The 15,234-nt window shown below is 50.8% G+C and carries 13 protein-coding genes; 5 read left to right on the forward strand and 8 right to left on the reverse strand.

The annotated features are described in order from the left end of the window. Window positions 1–17 precede the first annotated feature (17 nt). A complete protein-coding gene (miaB, locus tag ACQUQM_RS21275) occupies window positions 18–1,358 on the reverse strand; it encodes a tRNA (N6-isopentenyl adenosine(37)-C2)-methylthiotransferase MiaB (protein WP_432471875.1) in 1,341 nt (446 codons plus the stop codon). Between the two features lie 145 nt (window positions 1,359–1,503). On the opposite strand from miaB, the gene ACQUQM_RS21280 reads away from it, so the two are divergent. Next, window positions 1,504–1,824: a DUF1820 family protein gene (locus tag ACQUQM_RS21280; RefSeq protein ID WP_432474860.1), complete on the forward strand. Its 321-nt coding sequence runs from the start codon at window positions 1,504–1,506 to the stop codon at window positions 1,822–1,824. 200 nt (window positions 1,825–2,024) lie between these two features. On the opposite strand, the gene ACQUQM_RS21285 is transcribed toward ACQUQM_RS21280, so the two are convergent. From ACQUQM_RS21285 to ACQUQM_RS21305, 5 genes are read right to left on the reverse strand one after another with little or no spacing between them, the layout of a single operon-like run. Then, window positions 2,025–2,495: a hydrogenase maturation protease gene (locus ACQUQM_RS21285; protein WP_432471876.1), complete on the reverse strand. Its 471-nt coding sequence runs from the start codon at window positions 2,493–2,495 to the stop codon at window positions 2,025–2,027. After that, complete coding sequence (locus ACQUQM_RS21290; protein ID WP_432471877.1) at window positions 2,492–3,784, reverse strand: Ni/Fe hydrogenase subunit alpha; 1,293 nt, start codon at window positions 3,782–3,784, stop codon at window positions 2,492–2,494. The genes ACQUQM_RS21285 and ACQUQM_RS21290 overlap by 4 nt, the downstream gene beginning before the upstream one ends. Beyond that, the gene (locus tag ACQUQM_RS21295) at window positions 3,777–4,559 is read right to left on the reverse strand and encodes a sulfhydrogenase subunit delta (RefSeq protein ID WP_432471878.1); all 783 of its coding nucleotides are present in this window, start codon (window positions 4,557–4,559) and stop codon (window positions 3,777–3,779) included. The genes ACQUQM_RS21290 and ACQUQM_RS21295 overlap by 8 nt, the downstream gene beginning before the upstream one ends. Before the next feature lie 51 nt (window positions 4,560–4,610). Next, window positions 4,611–5,474 carry an FAD/NAD(P)-binding protein gene (locus ACQUQM_RS21300; RefSeq protein ID WP_432471879.1) on the reverse strand — a complete coding sequence of 288 codons (864 nt, stop codon included), beginning with the start codon at window positions 5,472–5,474 and terminating at the stop codon, window positions 4,611–4,613. Next, window positions 5,471–6,577, reverse strand: coding sequence for a 4Fe-4S dicluster domain-containing protein (locus ACQUQM_RS21305; protein WP_432471880.1), 1,107 nt, complete (start codon window positions 6,575–6,577; stop codon window positions 5,471–5,473). The genes ACQUQM_RS21300 and ACQUQM_RS21305 overlap by 4 nt, the downstream gene beginning before the upstream one ends. A 249-nt stretch (window positions 6,578–6,826) precedes the next feature. Here ACQUQM_RS21305 and ACQUQM_RS21310 point away from each other — a divergent pair, with 249 nt between their 5' ends. Beyond that, on the forward strand, window positions 6,827–10,150 hold the full coding sequence (locus tag ACQUQM_RS21310) for an EAL domain-containing protein (RefSeq protein WP_432471881.1): 3,324 nt from the start codon (window positions 6,827–6,829) through the stop codon (window positions 10,148–10,150). On the opposite strand, the gene ACQUQM_RS21315 is transcribed toward ACQUQM_RS21310, so the two are convergent. Further along, window positions 10,138–10,947, reverse strand: a complete 810-nt coding sequence (locus ACQUQM_RS21315; protein ID WP_432471882.1) for a glucosaminidase domain-containing protein — start codon at window positions 10,945–10,947, stop codon at window positions 10,138–10,140. The genes ACQUQM_RS21310 and ACQUQM_RS21315 overlap by 13 nt on opposite strands. A gap of 174 nt (window positions 10,948–11,121) precedes the next feature. Beyond that, complete coding sequence (epmB, locus tag ACQUQM_RS21320; RefSeq protein ID WP_432471883.1) at window positions 11,122–12,132, reverse strand: EF-P beta-lysylation protein EpmB; 1,011 nt, start codon at window positions 12,130–12,132, stop codon at window positions 11,122–11,124. A gap of 168 nt (window positions 12,133–12,300) precedes the next feature. On the opposite strand from epmB, the gene efp reads away from it, so the two are divergent. From efp to ACQUQM_RS21335, 3 genes are all read left to right on the forward strand, one after another. Next, a complete protein-coding gene (gene efp, locus ACQUQM_RS21325; RefSeq protein WP_432471884.1) occupies window positions 12,301–12,864 on the forward strand; it encodes an elongation factor P in 564 nt (187 codons plus the stop codon). A 103-nt stretch (window positions 12,865–12,967) separates the two neighbouring features. After that, window positions 12,968–13,939, forward strand: a complete 972-nt coding sequence (gene epmA, locus ACQUQM_RS21330) for an EF-P lysine aminoacylase EpmA (protein ID WP_432471885.1) — start codon at window positions 12,968–12,970, stop codon at window positions 13,937–13,939. Between the two features lie 422 nt (window positions 13,940–14,361). Next, window positions 14,362–14,799, forward strand: a complete 438-nt coding sequence (locus ACQUQM_RS21335) for a c-type cytochrome (protein ID WP_432471886.1) — start codon at window positions 14,362–14,364, stop codon at window positions 14,797–14,799. Window positions 14,800–15,234 lie beyond the last annotated feature (435 nt).

Consider the following 15,234-nt stretch of genomic DNA (forward strand, 5'->3'; position numbering starts at 1 on the left):
CGTTGCTGAGCGAGCGTTTAGTCTAGCTCGGAGCTGACCAGTTCGCCTACCAGAGAGTTGGTGTAGACATCGATAATACGGACGTCGGCAAAGTGACCGATCATATCAGGATTGTCGCAACGGAAGTTCACCACCCGGTTGTTTTCGGTGCGGCCCTGCAGTTTACCCGGATCTTTCTTTGAGTAATCGGTCACCAGAATGCGCTGGACGCTATCGACCATGCGGCGACTGATCTGTTGCGCCTGCTGGGTGATGCGATCCTGCAGAATACTCAGGCGCAGTTTCTTGGTTTCTTCAGATACATCATCCGGCAGGTCGGCGGCGGGTGTGCCAGGACGACGGCTGTAGATAAAGCTGTAGGAGGTATCGAAACCGATCTCCTGAATAAGGTTCATGGTCGCTTCGAAATCGGCATCGGTTTCGCCGGGGAAACCGATGATGAAGTCTGAGGATAATGTAATATCCGGTCTGGCGGCACGCACCTTGCGGATCAGCGACTTGTATTCCAGCGCCATATGACCACGCTTCATCGCCATCAGTATCCGGTCGGATCCGCTTTGTACCGGCAGGTGCAGGAAACTAACCAGCTCAGGCACGTCACGGTAAGCTTCGACCAGACTGTCGCTGAACTCCACTGGATGGGATGTAGTGAAACGGATGCGGTCGATACCGTCGACGGCGGCTGTACAGCGGATCAGCTCGGCCAGGTCGGCGATGTCACCGTCATGGGTTGGCCCGCGATAAGCGTTGACGTTCTGGCCCAACAGGTGGATCTCACGTACCCCCTGTTCAGACAGTTCAACCACCTCTGCCAGAATATCGTCCAACGGGCGGCTGACTTCTTCGCCACGGGTGTAAGGTACCACGCAGAATGTGCAGTATTTGCTGCAACCTTCCATAATTGAAACAAAGGCTTCGGCCCCTTCAACCTTAGGTGCGGGCAGGTGATCGAACTTTTCGATCTCCGGGAAACTGATATCGACGATGCCCTTGGCCTCGACATTGGTCAGGTCGATCATTTCAGGCAGTCGGTGTAGGGTTTGTGGCCCAAAGATCATATCCACGTAAGGTGCGCGCTTAAGGATAGCTTCGCCTTCCTGGCTGGCGACACAGCCGCCAACGCCGATCTTCAGATCAGGGTTCTTCGCTTTCAGCTTGCGCCAGCGGCCCAGTTGGTGAAATACCTTGGCCTGCGCCTTCTCCCGAATCGAACAGGTATTCAGGAGCAGCACATCGGCCTCATCCTGGTTATCGGTCAGTTCCAGTTCGTGGCTGTCACCCAACAGATCCGCCATACGGGCGGAATCATATTCGTTCATCTGGCAACCATGGGTTTTAATGAATAGCTTCTTCGCCATTACACACCTGTTCTTTCGGGGGAATTAAAGGGGCAGGAATTATACGTTATGGCAGCCGGAGTGCATAGTTTTTAACCTGACTTGTAATCATACAGAGTCAGCCCCATATAGCAGGCTGATAAATCTTATGAGTAAGTACAGAACCATGGCTAAAGACCCTATATATCGTATTAAATTTGTTAATCAGGACGAGGTGTACGAGATTTACGCCCGTTATATCTATCAGAGCGATCTGTGGGGCTTTCTCGAAATAGAAGAGCTGGTATTCGGCAGCCAGACACAAGTGGTGGTTGATCCATCTGAGGAAAAGCTGAAGCAGCAGTTTGAAGGTGTCGAGCGCAGCTATATTCCGATGCACTCGGTGATCCGTATCGATGAGGTAACCCAGGAAGGCGTAGCGAAAATTACCGAAGCGAAAGGCACCGGTACGGTAAGCCATTTCCCGATGATGCCGCCGCGGAATTGAGTTCTTAAGACTCTGGATTGTGAACCAGCAACGTTAGATGTTGATTTAACTCTGGAGTCGTTTCGTTATTCTTTGTCGTACGTGTTTGTATTCAACCCTCCCATTCTTTGCCCCCGAAATACTCTTCATCTAATTAGATTTTTCGACCCGGACAAACTCGGCCTGACTTCGTTTAGGGGCGCCGGGGTACTGATAGGTTGTTATGTATCTATGAGTAGTTGCTTTAGCAATTGATGGCTGAGCTTATTGCAGGCTGAAGCAACTACATCACCTATTGGTTGGAGTGGTTGTGATTGTTCAATCTGGATAGCAAACAATTGAATGTCAGGTAGTTCATGTCCGGTTATCATTGCGAGTTGCAGGCTGTCCGCGATGCCTAGTTGATGGCTGCTTCGGCCTTGCAGTTCAGCGCAATCCAACAGTTCCTGCAAACTGAATCGCTTGATAGCACCTGCTGTCCAGCCAGCCATACAGGCATCGATCAGTATGGCCCGGTCGCAATCGCGCAAGTAACCTAGTAGTGCCGGTCCTGGTCTGTCCAGACTGAGCAGCTCTATATTTTCCGGCAGCTCCTCCTGTTCTACTTTTCGAATCACTTGCCAGCCGGCCTGGTCATCGCCATGGGGTGAACCCAGACCGATGATTTTTATCCTTAAAGTCCTGTCGCTCATTGGCGTACCGTATTGAGTTTAAGGAAGTGGGTGGCGCAGGAAATACAGGGGTCGTAGTTACGGATTACTTTTTCACAGTGCCGGCGAATATCGTCGTCGCTGTTATCCAGCCCGAAATTCAGTAATGATTGGTGCAGGTCCTGTTCGATGCGTGCCTGGTTCTGGCTGGTGGGCGGTACCAGGCGGGCGTTCTGTATGATGCCCTGGTTATCCAGCTCATAGCTATGCCAGAGCAGACCGCGGGGGGCTTCACTCCAGCCAGAACCGTTACCTGCTCTTGGTGTCGGTTCGATAAAGGTCTGGTCCGGGCGGCGATAGTCACGCAGGATCCGGATCGCTTCCTGCATCGCAAAGCAGATTTCGATACCCCGGGCCAGCATACTGTCGAACATATTGTGACTGGGGAAACGGTCGTTAAAACGATTGAGTATTGCCGCACTCTCACAGGGTAGAGTCTGTGAGGTCAGGTTCATCCGGGCCAGAGGACCGACCAGATAAGCCTCTCCATCCATCTGGCTCCACAGTGCGGTGGATTGCTGCTGGTGGAATTCGTTGAAGTGGTTTTCATACTGCTGTGGATTCAGTTTGAGTCCGGTGTTACTCACCAGTTGACCGTTTTCGACCGCATAGTTGTCGGCGCAAAGCGCAGCATAATTGAACTGTTGCTGATCATCGGGCAGGTCTATCGTTGCCAGCCACTCCGTCATTTCGATCGCTTCCGGCAGGCCTTGTTCCAGCGCTCGCAGCAGCAGTTCCAGTTTCTCTTCATCCGGTGCATTGTGCATACCGCCGACTTTGATCGATACCGGATGCACCGAACGGGCGCCGATAGTGCGCATTATTTCGTTACCCAGGTTCTGCAACATAAGGCCGCGGCGGACTTCGGTGGGATGATCTTTGGCCATCGCGATGCCGGTGTCGTAGCCGAAAAAGTCAGGCAGGGCCAGCAGGTGAATGTGCAGGGCGTGGCTCTCTATCCATTCGCCGAGGTAGATTAAGCGGCGCATCGCCGCAACCCAGGGGCCGGGGTCCATATTGAACGCACTTTCTATCGCGTTAACCGCACTGACCTGGTAAGCCACCGGGCAGATACCACAGACACGTGCCACGATATCCGGAATCTCATGGTAGGCACGGCCTTCAAGAAATTTCTCGAAGAAGCGCGGCGGTTCGTAAATCCTTAACTGAAGCTTTTCGATAATACCGTTGCGGATTTCCAGGTCCATCGCGCCTTCACCTTCGACCCGGGCCAGAATCGGTACTCTGATACTGAGATTCTTTTTAGTCATCGCTTTGCTCCGACCGAATTACGCTTTGATATTGCTCTGCGGATGAGTGGATCAGTTGGAAACGTCTTTGTATCTCATCGGGTACCAGACCCAGTCCGCTAAAACGATTAGCCAAACCGCTCGCGTTGCTGCTTTCTGCAGGCCCGTAGCAGCCGAAACAGTCGCGGCCAAACTTGGGGCACAGAGCTCCGCAACCGGCGCGGGTGACGGGGCCAAGACAGGGCTTGCCTTGGGTTACCAGAGTACAGACAACCTGTTCCTGCTTACAGCTGAGACAGACTTTGTCGGTATGATCGGTCGGACTGACACCTCTTAGCAGAGAGTTAACCAGTTCAATCACCTGGGCACTGTTAATAGGGCAGCCCCAAAGCTCAAAATCAACCTTGATGTAATCGGCTATCGCACCGGAGCAATCCAGAGAATCTATATATTGTGGCTGGCCATAAATCTGTGCCGGCCATTGTGCTGCGTCATCGGCCAGGTTCTTCAGCGCCTGAATTCCGCCGGAAGTGGCGCAGGCCCCTATAGTGATAAGGTAACCGGAGTTTTTCCTGATTTGACGGATGCGCTCTTCATCGTGTGCGGTGACGACGCTACCCTCAATAAAGGCGATATCTACCTTGGCGCTCTCGGCAACGGCACCGGCTTCGGCAAAATGAATAATATCTACCTGCTCGGCGAGGTTGAGCAGGTCTTCGCCCATGTTCAGGAAGGCCAGCTGGCAACCATCGCAGGAGCTGAACTTATGCACAGCAATACGTGGCTTGTTACTCATACTGTAGTTCCTCCAGTTCAGAGCGGTATGGCCTGAAATATAATCCGGCCATCATAATCCGGGTACTCCCAGTCGATCCTGTATCTCCGGGTAGGTAAAGACCGGTCCGTCTTTGCAGATGAAGTCTTTACCGTACTGGCAGTGGCCGCAGTGACCGACGGCGCACTGCATATTACGCTCCATACTGAGGTAGATCCGTTCGGCCTGCAGGCCATGTTCGAGCAGTCCTTTGCTGGCTGCCTGCATCAATCCTTCCGGTCCGCACAGCATAGCAAAGGCGTCACCCGTATCGACAATGCTCTGCTCCAGCAGGTCGGTTACCAGGCCGCGGTGAAATGGCCAGAAAGTACCGCCGTTGTCTGCCGCGATCAGAACCTGAGTCTCCGGCAGGGTATTCCAGTATTCGTAGCGTTTTCGCCAGATCAGATCATCGGAATGTTTGACGCCCTGAACGATAGTCAGCTTGCCGAATTCAGTACGCCGCATGAGGATGTAATTGATCACCGCTACTACGGGGGCGCAGCCGAGGCCGCCGGTGACGATGATCACATCATGCCCCCTGCTTTGCTGCATCGGCCAACCACGGCCATAGGGACCTCTGAGGCCGAGACGATCGCCCTTGCGTAACTGTTGCAAACCTCGGGTGGTACGGCCGACTGCACGGATAGTATGGTCTATCAGGGTTTCATCCTGTGGGTCCGAGACTATGGATATAGCGACTTCACCGACGCCGTGCAGATAAAGCATGTTGAACTGTCCCGGCTGAAAGCTGTAACACTGGTTATGCTGGGTATCGGTTAAACGCAGACGCAGGGTGAAGATTGTCGGAGATTCTTCGATGTATTCCACTACCTCAGCCTCCATCGGCAGGTAGGGGTGGGTGTCGCACTGTGGCTTCGGGCTTGGCCGTGTCATTTATCACCTCCGCAAATTTCGGCGACTTCGAGGGGGAAGTCGATAGCGGCCGGACACCAGGTAGAGCAGCGCCCGCAACCGGTGCAGCCACTGCGACCGTATTGCTCATGCCAGCTACTGAGCTTATGAGTCATCCATTGCTGATAGCGTTGTTTAGTGTCTGGTCTGGCCTGATGCCCGGCCATATAGCCATGGCCTTCGCTGAAGCAGGAGGCCCATTCCCGAACATGCTGGCTCTGGCTCTGATCCAGAGTGGCCAGATCGCTCTCTTTATGACAGAAACAGGTTGGACAAACCTGGGTACAGTTACCGCAGGCCAGGCAACGTTCGGCAATATCATCCCAGCGCGGGTGGTCTCTATGCTTCGTCAGCAGATCTTTGATCGGAATATTGGGCAGTGCCCGTTGCTGCTGGCTGGCCTGCAGCTGTTGTTGCAGTTGTTGGTGCAGTTCGTTATGGCTCGCTTTACGCAATGGTAATTGTTGATACAGGCTTTCTCCGAGTACGCTGCCGGCACTGATCAGAAAACCATCATGCAGCTCAGTCAGACACAGGTCGAAGCCATTTTCAGCGTGGGGGCCGTCACCGGTCGAGGTACAGAAGCAGGTGTCAGCCGGGTGTGAGCAGTTAACTGCAATGATCAGAAGCCCCTTGCGGCGAGAGGCATAGTAAGGATCATGGTACTGGCCATTGAGAAAGTGTTGGTCCTGAAGTTTCAGCGCGGCCAGGTCGCAGCTGCGTACGCCAATAATTGCAAGCATGCGGTCAGGTTGTTCTGGCTGGCTGAATTTCAGCGTGCCATCAGCATCTTTTTCCGCCTGCCAGATGATCTCGCGAGGTGCGAACAGATAGGGTTTTAAAGCCTGGGGGCCGTTAGCCCAGGAGAAATTCAGTTCAGTGCCGGTGTGTTGTAAGCGGTAGCTGCCGGGAGCCTGTTGTTCCTGCCAGCCGAGTGGCAACTCATCACAACTTTGCAGGGGCTTATAGAGTATGGTGTCATCCCGGATGATCGGGCCAATAACTTCATAGCCATGGGATATCAGCACCTGAAACAGCTCGGTGAGGTCGGGTCTTCGCAGAAAGCCGGTTTCTGTTCCGTTCATCTTCAACTCGCTTTTTTTGTTATCGGCGATTTACCCAAGACTAGCGCAAGAACAGTATGGGTTAAATTGATCTCAGTCGGGGACTGATCAAACTGGGCATAAAGGCTCTTGCAACTATTGGAAAAACCAAGTTTATCAGTCAGACTTTCAACGAGTTACGCTGTTCTGACAGTTTGCAGCTGTGAGTTGTAGCTTTTTAGTGCTTATCATTGTTCATTACACGCCTGGAACGGAGGTTACTGCGTGGGGATGTCCCTGTTTAGTCGTCTGCTGACAACTCATGTATTACCTGGTTTAGCGTATTATGTCGTGGCTAAGCTATCTATTTTGCTGCTGGCGATTCCGCCCAGCGAAGCATCTGCTGTGTGGCCTGCCGCAGGTATCTCTCTCAGCGCGATAATGCTGGGCGGTTACCGGGTCTGTTACGGACTGTTCGCAGCGTTATTGCTGCTTTATTCAGAATCCTGGCTGGATCTGAGTTCGGCCAGTGAGATATTAAAGTCTTTATCGCTGATTACTCTGCTGAGCATTGCAGGCCTGAGTCAGGCGGTCGTCGGTGTGTGGCTGGTGAAGCGGCTGATCGGATCGGATGATCCGCTGATTGACGATAAACGGATCGTCTATTTCCTGCTTATCATTGGCCCCCTGGCATCGGTAATCGCCAGCAGTATCGCAATCACCAGCTTTTTCATGCTTGGCATCATTACGCGTAGTGAGTTTTTAATCAGCTGGCTTACCTGGTGGGTTGGCGACAGTATTGGCGCGATGGTGATGACGCCCTTGCTACTAACCTTTCTGGCCCGTTCAAATCCAGCTCTGTATAGCAGACGAATGACCGTCGGTTTACCGTTGCTTGGGATGTTGATAACGATATTTTTGTTGTTTTTTATCACGTTATCCTATGAAAAGAATGACCGGCAACAAACTTTTGAAAGGCAGGCCCGGGAGCTGCATTCCTATGTTGAAAAACGCTTGCAGGCAAACTTTGAAGTACTGTACTCGATTCGTAGTTTTATTAATGCCAATGACGGTGTAAATGGCCGAGAGTTCAGCCTCTTCACTCAACATCAATTGTTACGTTATCCGGAAATTCAGGCATTGGAATGGACGCCGCGGGTGAGTCAGAAACAGCGCATTGTATTTGAGGACAGGGACGATGGCCCCGGTGTCATTACTGAATTAGGCGCTGATGGTCAGATGGTCATTGCTGCTCAGCGCGATGAGTACTTCCCGATTATGTATATTGAGCCTTTGGCGGGTAATAGTCGGGCCCACGGCTTCGATATCTCGACTAATGAGCAGGCCCGGGAGGCGCAGCAGAGAGCATTGCATGCGGGGGGCTTTGCACTGACAGCACCTATTCGCCTGGTGCAGGAAAATGGCACTCAGCGGGGGCTGGTGGCTTATCTGAAATCCAGCCAGCCAGATATTGTCAGCAGTTTGTCCGGTTATGGGCTTATTGCCGGAGTGTACCGTATGGATGACTTTGTTTCTTCAGTAATGCAGCAGCGGGAGGACCTTTCGGTCAATGTTGCGGTGAGGATTCTGGATATCTCTACTGAGCCTGTCGTGTTGTACCAGGGCAATAATGAGGCATCGACCGGTAATAGGGCTTTGGCAGAGTTTACCTGGCAAGCCGATTCTGCGATCGGAGGCCGGGTGTACCGTTTTGTTTATCATCCTCAGTATGGATTTCTGGCTGACCTGGTGCAGTGGAGTAGCTTGCTGGTGCTGCTGGCCGGGCTGTTTTTTACCGCCTTACTTGGTGGTTGGTTGTTGTCTCTGACCGGCAGGACAATGCGGATCAGCCAGCTGGTAGATGAGCGTACCTCTTCGTTACAGCACGAAGTTGAAGAACGTAAGCGGGCGCAGCAAGAACTACTGAAGCTCTCCAAGGCGGTTGAATTTAGCCCGTATATGGTGTTGATAACCAAGCCCGGTGGCGAGATAGAATATGCCAGCCCTAAGTTTACTGAAGTGACCGGGTACAGTGCTGAAGAAGTGGTTGGTCATAACATCAATATGTTGCACTTTGCTAAGCAAGGTGAGACCTCATATTCCGAAGTCTGGCAGACATTATCTGAGGACCCTGACTGGACCGGAGATATCATTAATCAGAAAAAGGCGGGAACGTTGTATTGGGCGCAGGTACATATAGCACCGATCTATGATGCAGAAAACCTGTTAACCCATTTTGTTGTGACGCAGCAGGATATAACCGAAGCCAGAATGATATCTGAACAGATCAGCTATCAGGCCAGTCATGATCAGTTGACCGGCCTGGTTAATCGGCGTGAGTTTGAAGTCAGGCTGAATAACTTGTTGCAGTTGAATGCTTATGCCGAGTCTAAACATGCCTTTTGTTTTCTGGACCTTGACCAGTTTAAAGTAGTTAACGACACCTGTGGCCATATTGCCGGGGATGAGTTATTACGGCAAATTTCTGTGTTGCTGCAGGAGCGGATCCGGGCATCGGATACCCTGGCCCGCCTCGGCGGCGATGAGTTCGGTATCCTGATGCAAAATTGCCCTTTATCGAAAGCCCAGATGATCGCTGAAGAGATTCGCGATGCGGTCGCGCAGTTTAAATTTGGCTGGGAACAACAGGTTTTCTCAATCGGTGTCAGTATCGGCGTAGTGCAGATCGATATTAATTCGGTGAGTATGACCGAAGTGTTGCAGCAAGCTGACTCTGCCTGCTATACCGCAAAAGATTCCGGGCGCAACCGGGTTCACCTGTACCAGCAGGGGGATGAACTGCTGGCGCAGCGGGAAGGCGAGATGCACTGGGTGTCAGAGATTAACTCGGCACTGGAAGAGGACCGTTTTCTGCTCTACGGGCAAGTGATTTTGCCGTTGCAAAATAAGCAACTGAAGCCGGATGTCGAAGTGCTGGTCAGGATGCTGGACCGGGAAGGCAATATTGTCCCGCCGGGGGCATTCCTGCCAGCGGCAGAGCGTTATCAGCTGTCCAGCCGGATCGATCAGTGGGTGGTACGTCATGCTTTTAGCTGGCTGGAGGAAAATTTTACGGCTTTCAGTCAGCACCTGGGCTGCTGTGCGATTAATCTCTCCGGTGGCTCATTAGGCGACAATATGATCCGCGATACGATAAGCAGTCATCTGGAAGGTTCTTCGCTGTTGCCGTATAAAATCAAGTTTGAGATAACTGAAACCTCGGCAATTGCTAACCTGTCGGAAGCCCGGCGTTTTATCCACAGTATTAAATCCTATGGTTGCCAGTTTTCGCTGGATGATTTCGGCAGTGGTTTATCATCGTTCGCTTATCTGAAAAACCTGCCGGTGGATAATCTCAAGATCGATGGGCTTTTTGTTAAAGGTATTGCCGAAGACCCGCTGGATCTGGCGATGGTTAAATCAATTAACGATATTGGTCATGTGATGGGTAAAACCACTATCGCAGAATTTGTTGAAAATGATGAAATACGGCAACTTCTGGTAGATATAGGGGTGGACTATGGTCAGGGGTATGGCCTTGGCAGACCATTACCGCTGGATCAGTTACTGGCCGAGTTCAGTGCCCCTGTGAACGATAATTATTATAGCGTGTAGTTGTCGAAACGCTGCAGATCGTTGTACTCGATCATGTTTCTCAACCGTTTAATATAAGTGTCACCCAGTTCGCTGTAGCTACCCAGGTGCTGGATCAGCTGCAGTGGATTATCCGTGTTACTGCGGGCTGCTCGCAAGGACCGGTAAGGGCCGCCCCGGCCCAATGTCATAAAGTAGTCATCCACCGCGCCTAACAGCGAGTCATATTTCTTTACATAGATAGCCTTGCCATTGCGACTTTCGCTGGCTCTTATTCTGGGTTCCCGGGCATCAACCGACCATACGCCGAAGATGTTATTACCTTCCAGGAAAAAGCGGGAGGTGCCCCAGCCGGTTTCGATCGCCGCCTGCGATAACACAATACTGTTAGGCATATCGATCATCTTCGCCGGCAGTTGTTCCGGTGTGTCGGCCCGGTATCGGGCCATATATTGATCAAGCCATGCTTGTTCGGTGTCACTGAGTGTTGTTTTCTGAAGCAGTAATTCAATCTGTTGTCGGGTTTGTTGCAGGCGTTGCTTACCGATCAGAATCGCCGGTAGCATCATCGCAATAAACTTATCTTTCTTGGCTTGTACTGGTAGTGCCTGCAGCGAGATTACACGGGTATAAGCGATCGCTGCGACTCTGTCGGATTCGAGGCTGCGGATATCTTCAGGGCTGTTTATATCCTGGTAGATAACTGATAATTCAGGCTGCACAGGCTCAGACGCTTGCTGAGCGATCTGCAGTAGCGCTCCGATGCCGAACATAGCGACGGCAAATAACAGAATGGCAGTTTGTGCGGTTGAACGCATGAATACATGCTCCTGGCTGATAACAGCGGTAGTCCAATTGGGCGTTTAGCTGAGTTAATTAATCGAACTTTATCAGTAAAACTGTTTTGGCGCCTTTGTCGTCGGGTACTTCCCTGCCAATTTAGGAACTTGCCTGTAACAGCGATAGTTCAATTGAGAGCTTTGCTTCCTTATCTAATCGAACTGTATAGGTAACACGGTTTTAGAACCCCTGCCGGGGACTTCTCTGGCTAACTTAGGTACTAAGTAACCCGGAAGTTCCATATGCAGCTGTTGCATCAGTTGCTGGGCGTCACTATCGGCAAAGTCGAAATGGGCAGCACCGGCTACCGGGTCAAAAGTGAACAGATAGTAAGGCAGTATACCGCTGGCAAACAAGGTTTCACTTAACTGTTTAAGGACTTCAACAGAATCATTGACTTGCTTCAGCAAAACTGCCTGATTTAATACGGTGATACCGGCCTTCTTTAACTGTTGCACAGCGGCTGTAACTGAGTCATCAATCTCATTAGGATGGTTGATGTGCAGCACGACAACGCTCTGCAGGCGGGTGTCCCGCAGCGTGGTTGTCAGCGTATCCGTTACCCGCTGAGGAATGACTACCGGTAGTCGGGAATGGATACGTAAGCGTTGTAAGTGAGGGATCTGTTCCAGGTCAGCGATCAGCTTCTGCAGCCGTTTATCACTAGAAACCAGTGGGTCGCCACCGGAGAAGATAACTTCTTTAATGCTATCGTCGTTTTGGATGTAGTTGAGCACCTGCTGCCATTGTTCAGGCCCCAATCGGTTATCTTCATAAGGGAAGTGGCGTCGAAAACAGTAGCGGCAGTTGATCGCGCAGGCACCGGTTATTACCAGCAGGACCCGCCCTTTATATTTATGGATCAGGCCATCACGATGATTGGCCGCCATCTCAGCTAATGGATCAGTGACAAAGCCCGGTACCTGGCGAAGCTCGTCGCCTAGCGGCAGTACCTGACGCAGTAAAGGATCATTGATGTCACCTTTACGGATACGCTGCAGGTAGGGCGCCGGTATCCTGAGAGGAAAACCCTTGCTGGCTTCCCGGGCCGGCTCAATCAGCTCTTCAGGAAGCTGCAGATGCCTGATCAGCGCTTCCGGTGAGTCGATGGTCTGGCTGAGAATTGTCTGCCAGTTATCCAGCAAGGGGGTAGATGAATTCATAAAGAGGCAGGTCTGCTCCGTTAATATAACTCCCGAATAGTTGACCTTGATTGGTCTGGCGGGATTATTTTTTGTGGAAAATTGGCTCGCATTCTCCTTTCAAGTAGAATGTCTGTCAATTTCGTGGCGGTAATCCGCCTTTAGCGTCCACATTATTCAGAGATCGATATGGCAAACTACTCTACCAACCAGTTCAAGAACGGCCTGAAAGTCATGCTCGATGGTGATCCATGTTCCATGGTTGATGTTGAATTCGTTAAACCAGGTAAAGGTCAGGCCTTTACCCGGGTTAAAATGAAAAATCTGATGTCCGGTCGTACCTGGGAGCGTACCTTTAAGTCAGGCGAAAGCGTAGAAGGTGCCGATGTAATGGATACAGATATGGAGTATCTGTACAGCGATGGTGAGATGTGGCACTTCATGGATCCAAACACCTATGATCAGGTTGCTGCTGATGTGACTGCGATTGGCGATGCACATCTATGGCTGAAAGAGCAGGATTCCTGTCAGGTGACCTTGTTCAATGGTAATCCGATCTCAGTGACTCCGCCCAATTTTGTTGAGCTTCAGGTAACTGAGACTGATCCGGGCCTGAAAGGCGATACAGCTCAGGGCGGCTCTAAGCCAGCTACTTTACAATCCGGAGCCGTGGTTCGTGTACCGCTGTTTATTGAAGAGGGTGAGGTGCTGAAGATTGATACGCGGACAGGAAGCTATGTCTCCCGCGCATAATTAAAGCTAATGCTCTAATCCAAAATGGCAGCTTCGGCTGTCATTTTTGTTTCCGGATTTTGCTAATTAACAGGTGAGAGAGGGTCAGTTGAAAGAGAGTCGGGTGAATAATAACTGGCAGGCAACGGCGCCGATAGAAAACCTGCGCAGGCGGGCGGAGATCTTTGCTCAGATTCGCCGCTTCTTTGTTGTGCGGGATGTACTGGAGGTGGAAACTCCGCTGATGACCACTGCTGCGGTCAGCGATCCATATATAGATACGATCGAGTGTCGCTATCATCCTGTACCAGAGCAACAGGAGTCAGCCCGTTATCTGCAAAGTTCGCCGGAATATGCCATGAAACGGCTACTGGCCAGCGGCAGTGGATCGATTTTTCAGATCTGCAAAGCGTTTCGTAACGGTGAGTCCGGCCGTCGTCATAATCCGGAATTCACCATGCTGGAGTGGTATCGGGTGGGCTACGACCACCGCCAGTTGATGGACGAAGTAGAAGCGCTGATCGCCCCGATACTAGGTCTCAATCAATGCCATCGACTTAGTTATGGTGAGCTGTTTCAGCAATATCTGAATGTTGATCCGCATACTGCATCAGTAACAGAACTGAAGCAGATAGCCCTGTCACGTATAGAGCTGGAGATGGACGATGATAATCGGGATAACTGGTTAAACCTGCTGATGTCCCATGTGATCGAGCCACAGCTGGTTGGTCAGGGTGGTGTGTTTGTTTACGATTATCCTGCTTCTCAGGCGGCATTGGCTAAAACCAGCGAGGATGCTTCGGGAAGATCTGTTGCCTGTCGTTTTGAACTGTTTATTAACGGTGTTGAGCTGGCGAATGGTTATCACGAGTTGACCGACGGTGCGGAACAGGCTCGACGTTTTGATCTGGATATCGCCCAGCGCAAAGCGGAAGGGCTGCCACAACGCCCTGTGGATAACCAGCTGGTGGCTGCACTGACCGCTGGTATGCCTGATTGCGCCGGGGTCGCTATTGGGCTGGACCGGTTGGTTATGTTGGCGCTGGGTGCGGTCGAAATCAAAGATGTGATTGGATTGCCGTTTGATCGGGCCTGAAAAGCAGTGGCTAGATCGCCGCTTCGCGGCTGGCTAGAACGGAAGGCAAGCCTTCCTGCTAGTGGCTAGAAAAATCAAAAGCGAAAAGGCATTGATTCATGGGTCAGTGGCTTTTTTCTATTTAGGTAATAGTTAGTGCCTGCTTTATACAAGAAGTAACCTTATTAGGCATGGCTGCTTGAGCTGGGGCTACCTGTCATTAGAAGTCAGTTCAGCTCCGACATAATCATTTCATCACAACACTGTTCTCCACATATTCCCCATTAAGGCATCGATATTTCCTTATCGTCTCTGTGTCTTGACTTAATGCAACCAGCAACTACTTTTTAAGTTATATCCGAGTCGAGGTTAGTGCCTTCCAGCAGAAAAAAAATAGCGTAATCGCTGTATCTAGCCCTTCAAAATCACACAAGGAGAATGGCATGTTAAAGGCTACTTCGCTAAAAGGACTCACAAAAAAATATGGAGCAATCCTGCTGTTAATTGCGCCGTTTGGCATTAGTGATGCTGCTGCTAAAGAGGATCTGGCAGGATTCGACGAGTTTCGTGCATCTTGTGCTTCTTGTCATGGTATTGACGGAAAAGGTCGTGGCCCTCTACGTAAGCATCTGACCATAAAACCAGCAGATCTGACTGTACTGGCAAAAAATAATAACGGGCAATACCCTTTTAAAAAGGTGATGGAGACCATTGATGGAAGAGCAGGAGTCTCAGTTCATGGTGAGAGCGCAATGCCTGTTTGGGGGCAACGCTACAGAGAAGAGGCGGGGCTGGAGATTCATTTCGTGGATTATGAGAGAGTTATTCGTGGAAGAATTCTTGAACTGGTTTATTACATCCAGAAGATTCAGGAGAAGTAACTCTAATCGCTAAAAGTTTCGAGTTGCAAGTAGGGTTATTCCCTCCAGCTCTAATGAGCTGTACTAATTCAGACCCGATCTGACAGGTACTGATTTTTGGATCCTGTAAATAATTCTGTCTACCTGCCAGTGTTAAATGTAATCCGCGACGTTTGTTGAAACTCGTCAGTTATTGCAAGAGTGACCGCTCTGTGTCGAAAGCGGAAATTTCAAATAAAAATATTCAATGATAAAATCTTCGGCCAAATACTGATCCAGTGATTTGTCACTCTTCTATATGTTTCATCGTCATGAGAGGCAGAGTGTGCTTATGGCTATTCACAAAACAACATGAAAAATACATGGCATGAAATAAGTTGCTTAAAGCCAGTAGCTAGATCGCTAGCTTCGCGGCTAACTAGCAAGGAAGGTAGGCCTTCCTGCTAGTTGTTAGGA

It is taken from the genome of Amphritea sp. HPY (genome assembly GCF_050870985.1).
Taxonomy (GTDB): domain Bacteria; phylum Pseudomonadota; class Gammaproteobacteria; order Pseudomonadales; family Balneatricaceae; genus Amphritea.